Genomic DNA, 20,859 nt, shown 5'->3' with positions numbered 1-20,859 from the left:
ATCTGCTGCATCTAACAAAACAAACACTTAGGAAAGTCTTATAAAAAAACTATTGCTTCGTCTTTATGAAGCAATAGCCTTCTTATTCTTCAATGATATATTTTCCATCATATTCTTCTAATTTTAAATGCACAAGATAACGCAGCTCACTTGGCTGCCCTCCTCGTTCATAGGAACAGGTGCTTAGTGTAATCAATTGATCCTCAACCCCGATTTCCACACCTGTATCATAAATGCTTGCGGCTTTTACCTTATCTAAATATTGTGCATATTCTTCATCACTTGCAAATTGTGTTTGATAGGAAGGTGATGTATCATTCGTATGTTCAAAGCTGACCAATGGACAGCGATAGCTTTTTTCCGGTGTAAAGATATAGACATACGGATGTGTTTCATAAAAATCCTTCTCGCGATAACGATCTAACTGTGCAAACATAGTGCCGTATTTAACATTATGTCCGTAAATGATCGTATGGCGATCTTGAAAATCAGGATTAGCTGCATAATCCATAAAAATAGCACCAGAATACAATATTCTTTTTTCTACTGTGTGATTCAAATAATATGAATTATCTGTTCCCTGCACAATGGCATGACTGATATTGGTATCCGGAATTAAAATCCACCCGATGATATCCTCATTGGTTTTCTTTAATTCGTTCCAATCAATCTTAAATTCTTTTTCCTCCGGATCCTTTGGAACCTTTGCAATTTTTTGCATTTGTTCCGCTTCCTTATCCTGCAAATAGTATTGATATAATGTTTTTCCTACCTGATAGGCGGAAAAAACAAATACCGCACCAACAATCAACAATAAAACATTATAAATCAGCTTTCTGCTTTTCTTTTTCTTCATCGAACATTCCTCACTTAATAAATATCACTGCGATCTTTGACCATGACCTTACGAATCATAGCGTCCTTTTCCATAGGCACATCAACCCTTGTCTTAATAATCTGCATTGGTGTTTTCGCAACCTCTAAAGTATTTCCATCTAAATCATACAGCTCTTGAAAATGAAAACGTGTCATAGGAATATGCGGACCAAACACTTCCGCTTCGATAAATGGCTGAAAATTGTTACGTACCTCCAAGGTTGCTAAATGCTGTTCTTCATCATAATCCAAAACATAAGCGATATACTCCTGAGTAACACCTGCACCATTTATACCATATAAATGATCCATAGCTTTCGGTAACCCATTATAGAATCCTGAAGCAGTCGGACGATTTTCCGCTTTAGAAAGTTCCTTCACATAATATTCCATTCGCTCCTCGCTAATACTTCCTTGCTCATAAATTTCATCAATTAAATGACGATAGGTATGTATTAAAGTAGCGATATAATACGCGCTTTTCATACGTCCTTCAATCTTTAAAGAAGCAATGCCTGCCTGAATCAAAGCGGGAATATAGCGAGCAGCCATCAGATCCTTGCTGGACATGGAAAACATATCCCTTTCATCATGCAGCTGCGTATCTCCTTCAAATAACCGATACTTCCAACGACAGCTCTGTGCACAGCCTCCTCGATTCGCATCTCTTGATGTCATTTGATTGGAAAGTACACATCTTCCGGAATACGAAATGCACATTCCTCCATGCACAAAAACCTCCAAAGGAATATCCGTATTTTCTGATGTCTGTAAAATATCCTTTAAGCTACATTCACGTGCCAAAACCACACGATCCATTCCTTTATCCTTCCAATAATTAGCACAGCTGGAGTTTGTAGAGGAATGTTGGGTACTGACATGAACTTCCAGTTTAGGTGCATATCTTTTCGCAGTCATCATAATATAAGGAGAAGCGGCAATGATTGCCGTAACACCGATACGCTCCAATGCAATCAAATATTCCTTTAAGCCTTCTAAATCATCTTCATGCGGCAACATATTTACCGTAACATGAACGTGTGCCCCATGCGCATTCGCAAATTTTACTCCTTCCGCAATATCTTCTAATGTAAAATTACTGGCGCGTGAGCGTAAAGAAAACTGTTTTCCACCTAAATAAACTGCATCGGCACCATATAAAACCGCAATCTTTAAACGTTCTAAATCGCCTGCCGGTGCTAATAATTCTATTTTTTGCATAACCTCAACTCCTATTTTACCTTACTGGTTTTAACATAATAAAAACCAGATGTTGCATGATCGTCAGGATAGCACTTATCAAATTCTTCCTTTGCCTGTGCTCCGCTCATTTCATTTGATAAAACGGCTTGATACAAAGAAAGTGCTTTACATACATAATCCAAATCATGAAAAATACCATCAATGCGTACATGCCGAATACCGCTTTGCGCTAATTGTTTGATTTCTTCAAAGGAAACAAGCGTATAACCGCTGAATACATGTGTTCCTAAATCATCTTCCACAATCGGCATGTGCTCATCTCTTGTTTCTTCCATTAAATAAATATCTTTTTTATTAAAAACATCTACTTTTTTTCCAAGGAAATCAAAATAATTCGACAAAAGACGACGCTTAGAATGCATAATATTCAATCGACCATGAAGGATAACCTCACATTCCCCTTTTACCTGCTTCGCAATATGACAGATTTCCTCTAATGTAATATCCTTAGATATCGTTACCATAGAGATTCCTTCATCTAAATAATACTGAACATCTTGTGAAGATGTTGTAAGAGTATCCGGAGAATAAATCAAAAGATGTTCCATTTCCAGCTTCTTTGCTTCATATAACACACTTTCATCGCCATAGTAAATACCGTCAACAGCTAATTTTTTTAAGTATCGCAAATGCTCCCGTAGTTTTTCTAATTCATTTTCCATAAAAAAGCGATTGACCAACACATACAATTTCATATTCATTGCAGTTGTAAGACTACGTAATTGCACAAGTTCTTCCAAAGTAAAAACAGCAGCGCCCCTAGCCGAAAAAAACGGCATTGCCACTACCACACCATCGGCGTTCGCCTCATGTAATCTTGTAATATCCTCCACATGAAAGGGAGTAACGATAAATTCCATATTTTCACAACCTTTTTATTAGTTTATTATAATATATTCTGTTTCGCTTTTACAGTAAAAAGCGCAAGAAGCGGTATTTTCATACCACCTCTTATACTTAACTATTCCGTTTTCTGATATATTGTATCTAAAAATTCAATCGCCTTCAATGCGTCCCAAACCACATTATCAAATGCATCAAACAGCTCATAGCGTTCCATACGTTCAAGCACCGCTCGACTTACCCCACATAAAATAACATAGGCATTTTGAGAGTGGTAATACCGCGCAATTTCCACCAATTCCGTTAAACCACTTTCATCAATCGTCGGAACTCCACGCATGGATAAAATAACTGCCTGCGCATCTGCACACTCCTCTATAAGCTTTTTCTTACATTTCCCTTGATTAACAAAAAACATTGGTCCGGATACATAAGCAAGTACCGTTTTTTCATGTGAGTGTTTTAGACTGCGATCTAAGCGTTTGAAATCCACTGCCTCAATAACAACTTCTAAGTCTGCATTATTCACAATAAATAACAGACAGCTTACCAATAAGCCAATCACAATCGCAATTGTAAGATCAAATACAATTGTTGCTAGCATGGTTACCGAAAACTGAATCATGCTTGTTTTTAAATGCTTATGAAACATGTAGTGAATTTCTTTCCATTCATTCATGCGCCACGCCGTAACCATCAAAACTCCGGCTAAGGCGGATAAAGGAATTTTTGACATCAATGGTCCTAATAAAAACATAGACGCTAAAAGCACCAAGGAATGAAAAATAGAAACTAATCGTGTCTGTCCACCCGCTTTGATTGCTACACTTGTACGAGCAATTGCCGCAGTTGCCGGTACCCCTCCGAAAAAAGGCAATAATGTATTTCCGATTCCCTGTGCAAATAACTCACGATCCGCATTCAATGCCTCATTTTTCATTTTTCCCGCACTAGCTCCGCATAACAAAGACTCAATCATTCCAAGTGCTGCAATACTAATAGCAGGAACAAGCAATTGCTGCATATCCTGCCATGGAATTTCACTTGGAAGTAAGCGAACCTCGGGTAGCAAAGTAGATGGCAGTTCTCCAACCATCGCTACATCAGCTTGTATAATCAATTGTATAACAAGTGCTATGATCAATCCCGCTAAAGAAGATGGAAACGTATGCTGCCACTTTTTCGGCCATAGCAGCATCACAAGCACTACTAAGACACCAAAAAAGACCGTCATTGGATCAATCGCAAAGCCAAGTTCTCCATACGATGCCAGCTTTTCCAACATGGTAGAGCCTTTTGATACCGTTCCGAAAAAGTTATCAATCTGTCCGGCAGCAATAATAACAGCAATTCCGCTTGTAAACCCACTTATTACACTACCGGGAATAAATGATACAATTTTACCTATTTTTAAAAAAGAAGCAATTAACAATAAAAGACCGGATAGTAAGGAAGCCGCAAAAACGCCTTGCAGACCATATTGCGCACTTAAGCCTATTAAAATCGCACTCATCGCCCCAGTTGGTCCGCTAATCTGATAACTGGCTCCGGAGAAACCACCAATCACAAGTCCGGCAATAATTGCCGTAATCATACCGGCTGCTGCATCGGCACCACTGCTGACTCCAAAAGCTAATGCTAAGGGCAAAGCAACTGCCGCAACCGTTAATCCCGCCAACAAATCCTTTGTCAGCTTATGAAAACTATACCCCTCAAATTCTTTTTTCAAATCGAATAAAAACGTCCTCAAATCTATTTTCCTCCTCAATCTATATCATTATAAAGGTTTTTATATTATTTCAAAAGGAAAATTAAAAAAATGTCGAAAAACTATTATCTCTAGTTATCCGACTCTTTCGTAGAAGGAAGATGTATTAGATTTACTGCATACGCAACAAGAATCCCAATAAAAGTATCCAACATACGCATCAAAGCAAACATATAAGGGTTTCCATCAGCACCATGACTGACCGTAATACTGAGAAAAACCACACAGGATATATAAGATGCACTTGGCTTTTTCAACCAGATGGTTGTATAAATAGTAGGAATAATCATGAGAGAAATAAACAAATAACAAAAGAGCTTATTGTCATTAACAAAAACGTATTTCATAAAGACGAGTGTCAACATTCCAATTACTCCACCAATTATCGTCCCTTCCATACGATTTTTTCCGACTCGTAAAGTATCTCTACTATCTTGTTGAACACAAAGAACAGCGGCAATACAGGAATAAAAAACAATACCTTGTTCATTCCTCAATACATAAATAAGAAAACAAAGAAAAACAGCTATTGATGTTTTTATCATGCGTAATCCGATTTTTGGCATATATCTTCCTCCTATCGTATATGTATGATTTAGCAATCTTTTATTCTTCCTCTAATTCCTGCAAGATTTCCATTATTCCCATTGCTACTTGTTCACAGAACTTTTTTTGAGCTGTTCCTGAGCGCAAATAGTATGCATCGGTTTCACTACCGATAAAGCCTGCCTCTAACAAAAGAGAGGGAAACTGCGTATTTTCAAGCAGATATAAAGGGGCATCATCTTGATTCTTAAAGCCGCGATTTTGTGTATAACCTAAAGTGTCGATATTTGATAATATGCGTTCTGCAAAGCGCATAGCTATTGCATCGCTCCCTTTTCCCCAAATTTCAAAGCCACAGGTCCCCGAATTGACTTCTTCAGAATTAACATGAATGGATAACAACAGTTTTGCTTTGGTTTGATTCGCGTATTCTACACGATAAGCTAAATCAGAAAGTTCATCAGTTGCCCAATCGATCGCATTACCCTCGCGTATATAGGCAACATTATAGCCATGCCGTTCAAGTATTTTACCTATTTGCTTACTCATTTGCAAAGTAATATCCTTTTCAATCAAATTTTGATCCATCGCTCCGCTATCGAAACCTCCATGCCCGGCATCTAAAACCACATCATACTCCTTTGATCCGTGTAGCTGTTCCGGCAAGATACTTTCTACAATAGGAAGATCTGTTTTGACAAGACAAAGAATAACCATGCTAACAATCACAATTCCTTCTAAAATCGCAATACTAGATAAAGCCTTCGATGTCTTAAGCTTTCTCTTTTGTTTCATCGACTTCACTCCTACGTAATTATAACAAAAACCTCTAACAATGTCTTACATTCTTAAGATGTTGTAATAAATACACTGTATTATTGTAAAAGCATAAAAAAATATCCATCATAGTGTCTCATATGATTGGATATCCATTTTTAATCTAGCAAAATCTATATAGTAACAAAACTTCGATCACTTGCTTCTCTCAAGCCATACAGTCTTAATCTAGCAAAAATCCATATGGTAACAAAACAGGATAACATATTTCTTCCTTCCAACTTTTGTCTTAATCTAGCAAAAATCCATATGGTAACAAAACACGGTGTTATGGGAGCTGATGCTTTATTAAGTCTTAATCTAGCAAAAATCCATATGGTAACAAAACTCAATACCTAAAGAGGCTCTGAAAGTATTAGTCTTAATCTAGCAAAAATCCATATGGTAACAAAACCTTGTTGACGAACACCATGAAGGAATGTATGTCTTAATCTAGCAAAAATCCATATGGTAACAAAACTTATGCCAGATGGTTTTGGCTATAATATTTGTCTTAATCTAGCAAAAATCCATATGGTAACAAAACACCCATATAAGAAACCATTCTTATCTTCATGTCTTAATCTAGCAAAAATCCATATGGTAACAAAACTAGATGGAGTAAGCGCAAAAATAAAGCAGAGTCTTAATCTAGCAAAAATCCATATGGTAACAAAACGCAAATTAACAATCCAGCCATTACAAGATTGTCTTAATCTAGCAAAAATCCATATGGTAACAAAACATATAGGATTAATGACATACACATTATGAGGTCTTAATCTAGCAAAAATCCATATGGTAACAAAACATACTCCCCCACTGCTTTCGATGGCAAGCAGTCTTAATCTAGCAAAAATCCATATGGTAACAAAACACATACAATCGTTTGTTTTCGATGTCTAAAAGTCTTAATCTAGCAAAAATCCATATGGTAACAAAACTATCATCGACGAACCTATTAACAATTCATTGTCTTAATCTAGCAAAAATCCATATGGTAACAAAACACTTGGGTTTCTTTAGGTTTTCGCTCCGCTGTCTTAATCTAGCAAAAATCCATATGGTAACAAAACGAAAACCAATCGTAGAACATCTACAAGCTTGTCTTAATCTAGCAAAAATCCATATGGTAACAAAACCTCAAACATATTTTAACATATGTATTTGAATTTGGGTATATTTATTTCATTATCAAATCTACAATATCATTTTTTGTTCCATTACTCAGTTTTATAAAATAGTCTTTTATCATATTTTTTATTTCCTCCATTGTTTGCTTTTTTGTTGAAAACAAATCATATATTTGATCCTCATTGCCAAAATCAACCACATTTCTCAATCCAATATAATAAATATCCTCAATATTGATTTTACAAATACATTTTACAGAAAATATTAAAAAACGAATATTCTTGAATTTTCTTATTTTAGTATATAATTTTTCTGTCAATGTATGTAATTTAAGAATGCAAAACACTTGATTTTCATATAATGAAGCATCAATAGCTAAAAGTACATTTAATTGATACAAATAATAATCTTCATAAGATAAATTATAAGCACTACTATACAAATCATCTTGTAATAATTTCACATTTATCAATTTGATAAGTTGCTTAACATTCATATCCGCAAATTCAATACTAAATTGATCAGAATTAAGGTTTAGTTCTTGGCTGAGGCTTTGAAATAAAATAGAAATAGTATTGATTGAATTATAATAGGTTTCATCATTTAATAAGGTTTCGCAATAAGCTTGAAGATAGGATTTAGTATTCATTTTCAATTCGTCTTGAAGTTCAAATGAATCTCCTATTTTAAATATCTGCATTTTCTTTTTATTAACTTCACTTTCATTCATTTGTACAGACAAGCTAATATTATTTTCAGTTTCAAATTCTGTTATACTACTTGAAGAAGCAAACTGATATAAGCACTGCTGAATTGCAAATAGCTTTTCAAGGTGATCCCCCAAAATCAATTTGCATTGATTCATTCCAAACTCGAAAAAACTACTGCCTTTAATTATACGAATACCAATCATAGTTTTACATAAGCCTTACTTCCGGCTAATTTTTCCTGTCTTGATTGATTACCAACAAGAATTTCAATACGTTCATATTGCTTTTCAGTTATCATCATGATATGAACCAAACCCCTCGTTGGAATATTTCGTTTAAGAATTTGAATATGCTTTACCGCTGCTTCTCGATTCGGAAATAACTTACAATATACAGAAAACTGCATCATTAAATATCCATTTTGTATTAAATACTTGCGAAACTTATTATAAATTCGGATTTCATTTTTTGTATGCATTGGTAAATCAAAAAACAAAATGAGTCTCATAAATTCATAAATCATAATCAACAACATGCGGAGATGGAAATTTAAAATCCGTTATTTTACCTGTTTCAATCACTTTTAAAATTGATTCAACATATTCGTTGACTGCGTTGGGTACTGTTTGTAGTTTCCCATCTATCTCTATTTTTTTAACTGTTAACTGTATCAATTCTTCGCGATGTTTTGATTTAAATAATAATTCCTCTTTTAAATTATCATACACGTATTTATCGACAATCGGACGAAACACCTCAATTATATCATCACTTAGATTAAACATGTTTGTCTTACCTTTATGAAAAATTCCTAAATTAGGCAAATAACCTTTTCCCACAATAATAGATGAAATCAAAGAACGGAAAATACTATAACCATAATTCAGTCCTGCATTGATCACATCATCTTCGAATCGAATAAAATCATTGCCAAACATTTCTCTAAAATACATTTTCGCCGCTAATCCTTCTCGATTTGTTGCATCGCCTAAATCTACTGTATCATAAAATTCATACAGTTTTTTTATTACCTCATATTTACATTGATTTGTTTTCAGAATCTCAATTTGATTAAAAATCTTAGCTTTTACAATTTGTTGGTGTAATATTTGTTTTATTTCATTAGACCAAGTGATTTGCTTCATAATATTTCCACTTTGTGCAAAATGTCCATTCATGGGTAATATATAGCTCTTTGGTAAATGATCGATTCCACAAATAATTACACAAACATTATTTTCAGTTAATTTGTTTACTAATGGAACTGTTAATGTAGATCGATAATGATCAATTACTAGAATTTGAATATCACTAATCGGAAACTGTATATCTCCCTGAGACGTTTCCACCTTTAAATTATCTAAATATAATTGGAGATGATACTGATTCTCGATGTATAATACTCGAAATCCCATATTATCCTCTTAAAGAAAAAGCTCCAAGCATATACTTGGAACTTGATTCCGGGATAAACCCTTGTTTTGTTAGATCATATAAACTTTTGCTAGATTATGATCATCTATATTATAATCTAGTCAAATTCAAATTTCAAGGTATTTTTCTTTACTTTATATAAATTTCCTACTACATCAGTAGCGTATTTATCTATGCGTACAATCTTCTTACTAATAGTTGGCATTAACCGCATTTTACAATAACAATGTATCGGTTTTACTTCAATTTTATTACTTTTATCATTATTCGTTGCCGTAAACTTCAAAATTTCCGGAGTCTCTCCAGCGTGAAAAAAGAAGTTAAAGTTATGCCAAGTTTCATCTGGATAAATAAGCGCTTCTCCTTCTGCTTTGGTAATTCCGATAAGTTCATCACGATGCATGGAAAATTGGAATTCGTATGTATCATCAATTTTCTTCTCTGCTTTTTTCATCGCATAGTCTTGTTGGTCAATAACATACTTTTTCTTTTTCTCGCTCCATCTTACATCTTTATAACGGATAGTAACAAATTTATATCCATTTTCCTTAGAATAATAAAAGTCTGTTCGATATGGGGAAATTTGTTGCAAAACAACTTTTTTATCTCTTACTTGATAATGAGCCGAAATATCAATATGATTTCCTAATACACCATCAAAATATTTCATTTGTGTAATTGCAGGCCCATCTCCTTTCTTAGAATACTTTTTCAGCATACCATGCTCATCACGATACAAAGACAAAGGATTCATTCCAGAAATTTTAATGCGCCCCTTTTTATCCTTAGTAAAGTATTTCTCTGACTTTGACATTTCTTCAAAATAATAATTGACCACTTTAACGATTTGATCAAATGTTTGTGGATCGTGTAACGCCATCAAATACTTTTCTTGATAGGCATTATTCAAAATATCCTCAGCTAACGCTGTGAATTTAGGATCATAGATATCTTTATATTTCTTCACAACTTTTTCTTTACCATCTATCACACGTGTACTGTAAATTGTTTCATCTGCGACGCTGCGATTAGGTTTTGTATCAATTTTATGTGAGAACTTCCTTACTTTAATAGCTTTTAAGCTTGCGATAAAGGCAAAATACCGATCATCATAATACATGCTGTCATCACCTGATGAAAATACTTCTCCGGTGCTTTCGTCATAAATATCTTCAATTTTATAACGTGAGAAAATCGTACTTAACAAGCGCATCTTTGGCATTGATGCAATAATCAATGCATCAATCGCATGATGTCCGTAATCCTCATCACGATCCTTTTTCAAATTGATCTTTCGTCTAAATGCATTTGTTAAAGAACCTTTGACTGTAAATACTTTAGTAGGAATTTCATTTTGTTTAAAGTAAGTAGTCAATGTATTCAAAACCACTCTGCTTGCATAACTTGTATCTACAAGATTACGATTGATAAATTCTTTTTGAATATCATACTTGTAAATATCATTCTCATTCAACAAGTATTGTTCAACTTTCTTTCGATATCCCTTGTTTGTTTTTATATTCTTTTCTTTCAGCTTTAAACAATATGCTTTGTATTGCGCCAAGGATCCTTTTGTGAATCTTCCCTTTACGAAAGCTGAAATTGGTGTCAAATTACCCTTTTCTTGATTTTCACGATGTGTAACTAAAACTTTATTTGTTATAGAATCATCTAAAGAAATAGAAATCGGAATGATATGATCCACTTCATAAGCATTTGGATCATCAATCAATAGTTTTAAATCAATAGGCTCTAACGAATACGCTGTTTTACCATCTTGTTCTTGATATAGAACCAATTTTTCTCTAAGTTTAGCATTGATCTTACGATCATCTCCGATAATATCTGCTACTTGTTTGTTACGCATTTCAAAGAATTTTTGTCTTTCACGAATTGCTTTTCTTTGTTCTTCACTGTTTTTTTCACGTGCCATTTCTACAACGATACTATCAAATTCACCATAAATTTCACGCAAGCGATTAACTACCTTAAAGGTTTCACGTTGTGCCCGTTTCGCAACCGGACTTAAAATAGCAGTATCATCTGCTTGGATATTTTTCATTCCCTTTACAGATAGTTCATTATTTTGTTTTAAACCGAATAATGTGATGCTCTGCATTTGATTCAATTCTGTTTTTAGCATTTCTTCATTAATCAATCGCAATGCTTTAAAAGATAGTGAATGATACGCAGTAAATTTAGTTAAGCCTGCTAGTTGATGAACACTCTCTTCATTCAAATCAGAAGATAATTCGCTTATTTGCTTTTTTCTTCCTTCTATATCTTTCGTCTTTGTCAAAATCTCAGCAATCTCATCATAAAATACATGATCCTCCAAATGTTCATCATTACTTTTTTCCAAGACTTCACGTATCATTTTATAACCGGTCAATTCAGATAATAATGGACTTCCCTTCGTATCAATTCTAAACCCACGAATTTGCTCCAACGATACGCCAACCTCTTTCGCCAATTGTTTCGGAGTAATTTTTCCTTTTTCATGAACAATTTTCAAAATCATGGCTTTTTGTTCTGATGTTAGCTTTTCTCCCTCAATAGATAAATTATTTAAATCGTTCAACAAATTAAATAACTCAGCACTATATGCAAGCTTAGGTGCACGTGGCTCATTAGGAAATAAACTACATTTACCACGCATTTTTTCAATTAAATCAATCGGTTCTTTTTGTCCAAAATATGTATAGCGTCCATAAGGTGTTGGAGATAGTGGACCTCCCGGCCCATCATAATACATTCTTTTCCGTGATATGATAGTTATAATCGCTGACTTCAGTTCATTAGATAAATCCTGATGACTAAGTATTTGAAAAGCTTCATCAACATACGCCCTTGTCTTAAAGTTGTTTTCATGCCCTCTAATATGACCATTTGTACGCAATCGCTCTTTTTGAATCTCGCAAACATACTTGCCGGATTTCAGAAGTTGATCATTCATAGACAAAACTTTTTTCGTTTCTCCTGCTTCCTTAGCTTTTGCTTCATCATCTTCAATCGTTTCAACACTACTTCCTCTATGTTTACAAAGATGCAATAAAGCTGTGGCTAATTCTTCTCCGTTTAACCTTTCATTCAGTCCTTTGACACGTACATCATAAGGATTATTTAAAGGGTGAAAAGAAGTTGAAATAATACCAGCTTGTTTCAACAAATGCAACATATCCTCTCGCCTAGTAACCCTTCTTCGTTTTAATCTTCTGCCGCCACGCTTAGTACGTCTTGTTTCATTTTCAGCAGCTGTCCCTTCTTTAAATAAACGAACACCATAATCTACAATTTCACTTTCATCTAAATCAATAATTCCAAATCCAACCGAAGTAATACCAATATCTAATCCCAATACTAATCTGCCCATAAAAACCTCCATCATTCTTCTCTTATAAAAAGTATATCACATTTGATTTCCCTAGATAACGTATTTTGCGATAATACCGAATCCTATTCCCAACCATTATATTGCAGAAATACATTCATAATATAAATTACTCACAAATTTTACAAAACAGTATAATAAGCATCATGATACCTATATTCCTCCTTTCAGCTTCGATTTCAACTGTTTAAACTTCCCATTCCTTCTTTTTGCTCTTATCTTTCCATATTCAATTATCAACCGTTATAAAATTCAATGATTTGCTTGAAACTATTTTATTAAGTCTTTTATCTATTGTTTTCCTCAACTTTTGAGAATCATACACTTTATCAATTACAACCTTACGCTCAATTAACTATTTATTTACGTCCCAATAAAGCTCCTAACAATCCTACTATTGCACCGATTATCGAAGCTATCATTCTTATTATAAACATCATATCTTTTACTCCCCATTCTAATACAAAAACGCCTTTATATACTCTTCTCTTTTTTTATTTCACTGTGCCTTAGTTTCAACCAATAATTCCGCAATGACCATATCATGTGTAATAAAGGCTACTTTAGCTTTTGCTGTCCTCTCAAAATCTCTGTAAATATATCCTGCTGAATATGTTCCAATAGCTCTTGTATAGGTGCTATTCGCAACATAACCGATCTGTGCTCCACCCTCCATACACACTTTAATTGCTTCCATGTCATGTTGATTGCTTTCTTCCTTCTCTAAAAATAATATTTGTCCTAATCGAAAAACGTCCATTCCTAAATAGTGTCCCATTCCTGAAATCGTTATATACATATACAAAACCTCTCTTTCACATTACCATTATATATAATAATGTGATACTTTTTTTACGCATTAAATATACGAGTCATTTTTTTCATAAATATTTGTGATACTATATAATTGATAAATAAATTCGGAGGTATGAATATGAGCAAAAAAGCTTCCTTGATTCATGTATATAATATACTTAATAAATATTCCGATGAAACGCATCGCCTTACTCGCAAACAAATCGAACAATATTTATTATTAGAATATGATTGTGAGCTAAATCGAAAAACACTGCACGATCATATTCAAACATTAAATGATTGCGGTTGTGATATTCATTTTGCTACTTCTGCAAAAGATGGATATTTCATTGCCCAACGTCTTTTCGAGCCTTATGAAATTCACTTATTATGCAATGCAATTTACGCTTCGCACTTCATACCGGAAAAAGCTTCAAATGATTTGATACAAAAGCTTTTTTCAACGCAAAGCCAATATATGAAAAAAGATTTCAATAAAACGGTATATATGCGAAATATGCGTAAAACTCAAAACAAAGAGTTTTTCTTAAATATCGAATTATTAACAGAGGCTATACAGCATAATCACCCTGTCATATTTGACTATATGAAATACGATATTAACAAAGCATTGGTTAAACGTAAAGAACATAAATATCGCGTACACCCTTACTATATGGTCTATGCAAATGAAAACTATTATTTGATTTGTAAAAACGATAACTATGATAATTTAAGTCATTATCGCATTGATAAAATGCAAAATATAGCAATTGATGAAGATGCTGTCAGAAAGCCTCTTCAAAACTCCTTTGATCCATATGATTATGCCAAATCTAAATTTTATATGTATGGAGGTAAAGAGGAAAGAATCATTTTAAAATGTAAATATCGCATATTAGATGATATTATCGATCGTTTTGGTACTGGTATGTCTTTACAACCCTTTGATCAAAATCATTTTCTTGCTATTATTACTTCTTCTCGACAAGGTATCATTTATTTTTGTTTACAATACCTGCAATACTGTGAAATTACGGCACCAATTGAACTCAAAAACGAAATTCTTAATATTTTAAAAACTGCCGTATTAAATTACAACTCTTAAGCATTTATATTTTTTATGATCGTTGCGAATCAATCTTCATTAATAAATATTCCTGTGTTTTTTTATCATAAGGACTATGCGAAATCAAATCCACTAATTCATCAGCATCACATCGTTCGTCCAATAGCTGCATATAATTAAAATCCGTTGTGTAATATGTATATTTTTCATTTCCCTCTTCATCATAAAATAAGCCATAAGCTTTTTGATGCTGATGGAAAAAATATATAAAATAACTATCTTGATATCCCAAATAAAGTTGCGAACCGATTGGATATTTAAAATACAAATCTTTGCGAACGCTATTCCCTGTTTTCTGTGGTTTTTTCATCATCTTTTCCTTTGTTTTCATAACCTCTGTCCGCTGAACTCTGGAAAGCATTGAAATCACATTTAGATCATCGCTGTTTTTGATTTGCATAACAGAAGTAAAATCAATAAAATACTGTTTATTTTGAAAACTGAAAAGTGCGGTTTTATGATCACTTATACCATTCAGATTTTTTCTTAATGGGTGGACACAAATAAACTCACTTTTAATATCAAACACAAAATATAAATTATTATTCTTCGATAAAACAGAACCCAAGCTAAAATCGTTTTTTATCGCTTTTGCACTTTGCATGCTCGTCTTTAACATATTTTCATAATCTTTATCTGACAATTCATAAAAATAGGCTTGAATATTTTCGTAAGGAACTTTTATTTCCTTTGAGGTATCTACATAAGATGACTTATATATTCCATAGGATTTGTTATCAATGAAATATTGTCTATTATAATTTCCTTTTTTACTTCCTTTCGAAGAACAAGCGTATCCTATAAAGCGATTTTCCTGAAGATCGATTACTACATACGGACGAATGCGATGACCGATGTCAATTTTCAATAAGCTTTCCTTCGGTAACGGCATAATACACCAATATACTTCACCTATAAAAACATTTTTATTGTCATATACAACAGTTTCATTTAATTTAGACAGAATGTAAACGCACATCTTTTGAAGATAATTTCGCATCATATTTCTAACCTTGCGCAAAATCATCACCTCTCCCTTATTATTAACTATACCATTTACACTGTCCGTAATTTTACTCATACATCTTTAGTACATAAAAAATAACTAATCATAAAAGCTATTTCAAAAAAAACTTACTAAGCAGATTGTAATGTTTGAACCAACTTAATCCCGTTGGTAAGGATACAAAATCATTTCAATTTAAATAAAAAACCTCAATTTTTAGTCAATACCGCTAAAAATTAAGGTTCTATTTTCACTCAAACTTTTCCAATCAAACTTATTTTACACAAGAGCGATAAATACTATCATCGAGCGCCCAAGCAATAGCTAATATTAGCTTTACTTTTAAGCTCCCTCAACTGTCTCCTCATGCTTTGCAATCGTCGCAAGAAAGCTTTTTGCTTTTTCTTTGAAATACATAGTATTACCATGTCCTTCTACATAATTAAAATGATATTTAGCATCATCTAAATCGCGATCAACAAAGGCAATCAAGCCTAAATAATAATGTGCATCTACTCGCTGACATTCAAAAGGAGTAGCCTCTAGGATTGCACGGAAATATTGTTTACAGGAATCAAATTTCTTATCCATTAAGTCAAGCTTATTTTTAATTCCCGTCAAGCACTGCTCCCTTAACAAAGCAACCGCCTGATTATTCGTACCGGCACCTGCTTTCTCACATTCATCAAGTTGGAATTTAACCATGCCGCGATCTCCTAGTTGGTAATACGCATAGCCCATTACCGTATAATACGGAAATTGAATGGCTCCTCGATTGCGTTCACAAGTAACCATAATATCTGCCGCAAGATGCGGATCATTCAAAAAAATCATACATTGTGCTAAATATTGCGGAAGTGGGAAGCTTTTACGCTTTCTGGCTTTTTTCGCAAGCGCAAAGATAACAGATGCACAAGCCTCCGGATTGCACTCATCATACAATAACGAAATAATCGGCTGCATAGCCATCGCTTTTTTACGTGCCATAATCAAATACAGCATACCGTATGCAAAAACGGATAGCATCAATACCAACATATTATCAATCCATAAAATCAACAAAAAGACAACTAACAAACCTATGATATAGGAAAGCGTAATACGCATCGTATAATCCCATACCTTTTTGGCTAAATCCTCATACTCACTTAAATACTTGTGGTGCAAGCGATAAACCCTCTCTACCTCGGCAACACTGTTTACCTTATTCTTCTTCAAATTCTTATGCTCACTGCGATTAGGAATCGTAAGCCAACCGTAAATACAAACAAAAATAGTCGGAATCAATACAAGCGTACCGATAGCAGCCATCGGTGAAAATAAAAAGAATACAATCAAATAAACAAACCAAAAGGACATGTGATAACGCTGCACAATATAGGTTAATAGCAGCATTCCATTCGCTGCCCCCGCACCGAAGATTGCCCCTACGATATATTCCAAATAAGGAATTTCTAAAATTTCTTCAAAATTAGCCATTTCCGCAGCCTGCTGCAAAGCATCTTCACTATAACCTAATAGACCGAAAATAACAGCTCCGAAGATTGCTGCACCAAATAAAAATAATAAATGTCGTTTACATTGATATTTCCACATATCTCTTACCTCTTTTTACCGTGTAACATACTATACCACAAATACCTTTCTAAGCGCAATCGTTTCTCTTATTCTCACATATTATCACAAAAGAAACAGGCAAATCTACCTGCTTCTTTCCTATTCACTCTTGATTTCACGCCCATTGAGCATATTCTTACAACCATATAAAATCACAATAGAAAGCACGACATTTACAACTAAGGTCAAAACACTCATATAATTCATCATCGTCGTATTTGCCAATCCACTAGAAAATAATACAAAAATAATAACAATACTTGGAATTGCAGCTGATACAAGCATCAGCATACGAAGCATATTTTCCATAAAAGCATTTTTACGGCTTTTCAATAAACGAGTTGCTAAAACGGAAGCGGTAATAAACAAACAAGCATAGCCGGCAAGCATACAGTAATACTGGATAAACTCCAATAGCGTAGCATGTGTAATGATTGCTGCGATAGCCAATGGAAAAGCAACCAATACAACATATTTTAAAAGATATGGAGCCAACAAATAAAACAGTTTTTTCCCCGGTCGCTCGGGAATCAAATAAATATGGTAATAGTCTAATTCACGCATAAACTCCGCTGCCTGAATGCTGCTAAAGAGCCAAAACATCATCATATAAACAAAGAACCACAGTCCCATATCCAAGAAGAAGGATATAGCAAAATAGATAACCAACAAGATAATATCTTGTGTGCTGATAAAGCTGTTTCCCTTACGCATTTCTAAAAAGCTTTTGGACATGATTGCTGCTGCACCTTCACGAAATCCCTTCATGCACACATTTCGTACCTTCTTATCACTCATAGCCATACGCTTACCTGCACGCATTTCCTCATACATTCTTGAAAATTCACCGGCATCTTGCATAGCCCGTTCGATAAAGTCAAAATCATAGCGAAGCATCAAGCGATACATGATGAAGCACGCTATTATAATCAAGAGCGCACCTGATAGCATCATCGACATATTGGCCTGCACATATCCCTCCAGCATTAGCTTCAACCAACCAAAAAGCGGTACTGCATACAAAAGCTTGCTAGTGAAAAGCTGCGTCCAAAGCTGATGCAGTGTACAACCATTTTGAATAAAAATACCAATAACAGCTACTGCCACAAATAAGAGAAAGATCGCTAAGATATACCAAGATAAATGCTGATATTTCTTTTCTTTGATGCTTAACAAATACAAATAATAGTAAAGTACCAGAAAAAACATATAAACAAGAGTGTGTCCGATAAAACACATTCCTAAAAACCAAAAGTCAAAGGCAACCCCACTCATCAATATAACTAACATAAAAATGGATAAAGCCCCGCAAAGCAAGGAACTAACTAAAGATTGCAGCATGATAAAGCGCATAATAGAAGTACGTGGAAAAGGTCCGGTAAACAAGTAGAAAGCGTCCGGCTCCATAAATAAAGCTTTGCGCTTCTGTAACAGCATCGTTATGACCATAAAAGCCGTACACCCAATCCCAATTAACACTGCCATTGACATCGTGATGGCATCGGCAGCATAGATGCTCTGCGCTCCGTTGTTCAGCATGATAATAAACAAGCCACCGTAAATCAAAAGCATCACACAGGTGAAAATAGCGGTACTAACCTTAGAAAACATACTACGCACGATGCCCTTGATGCGTAAATAATATAAATAGACTAACGCCTTCATGCCTCATCACCGACTTCCCTATCCGTATAGGTAAAGAAAATATCCTTCAAGCTTTCCTCGCCGATATTTTCTCGTGTGGCATGATAAACGATTTTTCCTTTATTCAATATATAGGCTTCGTCCCACACATCAGCAAATACATCAATAATATGCGTAGATACCAAAACAGCAACTCCCGCATTCTTTAAGTCCACCAATAAACGTAGGGTATCTTCAATACTTTGCGGATCAAGCCCCATCATCGGCTCATCGACAAGCAAGGCCTTAGGTGAAATCATAAGCGCCAGCAGCATGCTAACCTTTTGACGCATACCTTTGGATAGCTCCTTAACGATCTTTTTACGTTTTTCTTCCAAATGAAACAATATCAATAAGCGCTCAACGATTTCTTTATATTCTTTCAAACGATACGCTTTAGCGATAAATTCAACATGTTCCTCAATTGTCAAAGAATCATATAAAACCGGTGTTTCCGGAATGTATGCAAAGCTTTTTTTCGCTTCTAAGGTCTTATTGTCATATCCGCAAATTTGAATTTCACCCTCAAATTTCAAAAGATTGGTAATACTCTTAATGGTTGTTGATTTTCCCGCTCCATTTGGTCCTAACAAAACAGTGATCTTACCTCCTAATGCCGTTAAACTTACATCGTCCACTGCCTTAAATTTCCCATAGCACTTTGTTACATGTTTTACTTCAATCATACGCTTCTCCTTATCTTTTTTGTTTCTTACGCAAATAAATACGCAATATATCTATACAGCCCATAAGTAAGAAATACCCGGCAATTCCTGCCGCAAGTAATTTCCAAAAATTCCATGCACTTTTTGTACGAATCATAAACACCAGCAAAATAATACCGGTTGCAATACGCCAAAGTTGATAGCCATAAGTTTTGGGATTGATGGCAAGCCGCTTACCTTTCATACGCAGATAGCAGGCAATCATTAACAAGCCACCGCCCCCTAAAAGAGCACCACCCAGTGCATAAAGCCACACCTTTGAGCCACCAAACAGAAAGCAGATAACTGCCACTACCACACAAGCAACGCTTCCCCAAAAAAGACCACGATATTGATTTCCCAATACCTTTGCATCACTATGCAAAGCTGGCGTTCCCGCTTCTGCCCAAAAGAAGCGAATATCCCTTGACCATTGCCCAACCAAATGCCAACCGCTTTCTTCGAACATTGCCAAATAATCATCTTTATCTTTCTTTTTAACAGCATTGGAATCATAGCTGTATATTCGGTTTTGCGGCTGTTTTCGATGCAGCTCATACAACACACCAAAGCGTAAACGCTCAAAGATCCAACCCTCTTTGGCATATTCATGGAGCATTTCCATATCCTCTTCATCGGCAAATGCCAAGCCACTGCACATAATATATTTTTTATTTCCCATCAAAACTCTCCCCTATCAATAAACGTCCATCTTCAACCATGGCACTTCTGCGTTGCCAATCATGTACCAAAACATGCTTTCCCTTCGCTGTTATCACATAGAGTTTTTGACGTTCACTTCCTTCCAATTGTTTGATCCACTCGATTTTCACCAGCTTCTTTAACAAGGTATAAAGTGTTCCCGGTCCAATCACTACTCGTCCTTGCGTCAGTTCTTCTACATATTTCATAATTGCATACCCATGACGTTCTTTCATAAGTGCCAATAAAATATAATACATCGCATCGGTTAATTCTTCACTTTCCGCAGTATTATTTTTAGACACACCATCACCTCCTATATCAATGATAGATATATCGTTTATAGATATAGTTTAGCATATATCCATTATAGATACAATATGAAAGATAAATTTGTATAAAAAAACGGCAGAAGTCTGCCGAGATAAGCTAGGATTCA

General features: G+C 34.6%; 18 protein-coding genes and 1 CRISPR repeat array. Of the genes, 1 reads left to right on the top strand and 17 read right to left on the bottom strand.

What is annotated here, in order from left to right; translation table 11 throughout:
• Positions 1-82: 82 nt before the first annotated feature.
• From srtB to EUBDOL_RS08145, 11 genes are all read right to left on the bottom strand, one after another.
• Positions 83-856 (bottom strand): class B sortase, encoded by a 774-nt coding sequence (gene srtB / locus EUBDOL_RS08195; RefSeq protein ID WP_004800469.1) that lies wholly within the window; start codon positions 854-856, stop codon positions 83-85.
• A gap of 14 nt (positions 857-870) precedes the next feature.
• Positions 871-2,097: a peptidase U32 family protein gene (locus tag EUBDOL_RS08190; protein ID WP_004800468.1), complete on the bottom strand. Its 1,227-nt coding sequence runs from the start codon at positions 2,095-2,097 to the stop codon at positions 871-873.
• An 11-nt stretch (positions 2,098-2,108) separates the two neighbouring features.
• Positions 2,109-2,999 carry a peptidase U32 family protein gene (locus EUBDOL_RS08185; protein WP_004800467.1) on the bottom strand — a complete coding sequence of 297 codons (891 nt, stop codon included), beginning with the start codon at positions 2,997-2,999 and terminating at the stop codon, positions 2,109-2,111.
• A gap of 101 nt (positions 3,000-3,100) precedes the next feature.
• Positions 3,101-4,732, bottom strand: coding sequence for a SulP family inorganic anion transporter (locus EUBDOL_RS08180; RefSeq protein WP_040463659.1), 1,632 nt, complete (start codon positions 4,730-4,732; stop codon positions 3,101-3,103).
• Positions 4,733-4,821: 89 nt separating this feature from the next.
• Positions 4,822-5,316, bottom strand: coding sequence for an FUSC family protein (locus tag EUBDOL_RS08175; protein ID WP_004800465.1), 495 nt, complete (start codon positions 5,314-5,316; stop codon positions 4,822-4,824).
• 40 nt (positions 5,317-5,356) lie between these two features.
• Positions 5,357-6,091 carry an N-acetylmuramoyl-L-alanine amidase gene (locus tag EUBDOL_RS08170; protein ID WP_004800464.1) on the bottom strand — a complete coding sequence of 245 codons (735 nt, stop codon included), beginning with the start codon at positions 6,089-6,091 and terminating at the stop codon, positions 5,357-5,359.
• Between the two features lie 202 nt (positions 6,092-6,293).
• A CRISPR array of direct repeats spans positions 6,294-7,254; the repeat unit is 36 nt; unit sequence GTCTTAATCTAGCAAAAATCCATATGGTAACAAAAC.
• Positions 7,255-7,295: 41 nt separating this feature from the next.
• A complete protein-coding gene (locus EUBDOL_RS08165; protein ID WP_004800460.1) occupies positions 7,296-8,159 on the bottom strand; it encodes a hypothetical protein in 864 nt (287 codons plus the stop codon).
• The gene (gene cas2, locus EUBDOL_RS08160) at positions 8,156-8,452 is read right to left on the bottom strand and encodes a CRISPR-associated endonuclease Cas2 (protein WP_235713707.1); all 297 of its coding nucleotides are present in this window, start codon (positions 8,450-8,452) and stop codon (positions 8,156-8,158) included. The genes EUBDOL_RS08165 and cas2 overlap by 4 nt, the downstream gene beginning before the upstream one ends.
• Positions 8,453-8,468: 16 nt before the next feature.
• Complete coding sequence (cas1, locus tag EUBDOL_RS08155) at positions 8,469-9,371, bottom strand: type II CRISPR-associated endonuclease Cas1 (RefSeq protein WP_004800458.1); 903 nt, start codon at positions 9,369-9,371, stop codon at positions 8,469-8,471.
• Positions 9,372-9,487: 116 nt separating this feature from the next.
• Complete coding sequence (gene cas9, locus EUBDOL_RS08150; protein ID WP_040463657.1) at positions 9,488-12,763, bottom strand: type II CRISPR RNA-guided endonuclease Cas9; 3,276 nt, start codon at positions 12,761-12,763, stop codon at positions 9,488-9,490.
• 517 nt (positions 12,764-13,280) lie between these two features.
• Positions 13,281-13,580 carry an HIRAN domain-containing protein gene (locus tag EUBDOL_RS08145; protein ID WP_004800456.1) on the bottom strand — a complete coding sequence of 100 codons (300 nt, stop codon included), beginning with the start codon at positions 13,578-13,580 and terminating at the stop codon, positions 13,281-13,283.
• A 135-nt stretch (positions 13,581-13,715) separates the two neighbouring features.
• Here EUBDOL_RS08145 and EUBDOL_RS08140 point away from each other — a divergent pair, with 135 nt between their 5' ends.
• A complete protein-coding gene (locus EUBDOL_RS08140) occupies positions 13,716-14,687 on the top strand; it encodes a helix-turn-helix transcriptional regulator (protein WP_050750092.1) in 972 nt (323 codons plus the stop codon).
• A gap of 13 nt (positions 14,688-14,700) precedes the next feature.
• Here the strand turns inward: EUBDOL_RS08140 and EUBDOL_RS08135 are convergent, their stop codons facing one another.
• The 6 genes from EUBDOL_RS08135 to EUBDOL_RS08110 form a co-directional block, all read right to left on the bottom strand.
• A complete protein-coding gene (locus EUBDOL_RS08135) occupies positions 14,701-15,789 on the bottom strand; it encodes a hypothetical protein (protein ID WP_004800454.1) in 1,089 nt (362 codons plus the stop codon).
• A gap of 267 nt (positions 15,790-16,056) precedes the next feature.
• Complete coding sequence (locus tag EUBDOL_RS08130) at positions 16,057-17,310, bottom strand: hypothetical protein (protein ID WP_004800453.1); 1,254 nt, start codon at positions 17,308-17,310, stop codon at positions 16,057-16,059.
• 120 nt (positions 17,311-17,430) lie between these two features.
• Positions 17,431-18,996, bottom strand: a complete 1,566-nt coding sequence (locus EUBDOL_RS08125; RefSeq protein WP_004800452.1) for a putative ABC exporter domain-containing protein — start codon at positions 18,994-18,996, stop codon at positions 17,431-17,433.
• Complete coding sequence (locus EUBDOL_RS08120; RefSeq protein ID WP_004800451.1) at positions 18,993-19,700, bottom strand: ABC transporter ATP-binding protein; 708 nt, start codon at positions 19,698-19,700, stop codon at positions 18,993-18,995. Before EUBDOL_RS08120 ends, EUBDOL_RS08125 begins: the two co-directional genes overlap by 4 nt.
• Before the next feature lie 10 nt (positions 19,701-19,710).
• Entirely contained in the window at positions 19,711-20,400 is a 690-nt protein-coding gene (locus EUBDOL_RS08115; protein WP_004800450.1) for a DUF2812 domain-containing protein, read from the bottom strand.
• A complete protein-coding gene (locus EUBDOL_RS08110; RefSeq protein ID WP_004800449.1) occupies positions 20,390-20,725 on the bottom strand; it encodes a PadR family transcriptional regulator in 336 nt (111 codons plus the stop codon). The genes EUBDOL_RS08115 and EUBDOL_RS08110 overlap by 11 nt, the downstream gene beginning before the upstream one ends.
• Positions 20,726-20,859: the final 134 nt, after the last annotated feature.

This window comes from Amedibacillus dolichus DSM 3991 (genome assembly GCF_000154285.1).
Taxonomy (GTDB): Bacteria; Bacillota_I; Bacilli_A; order Erysipelotrichales; family Erysipelotrichaceae; genus Amedibacillus; species Amedibacillus dolichus.
The sequence above is the reverse complement of the archived record's forward strand: the minus strand, read 5'-3'. Positions and strand labels throughout refer to the sequence as shown.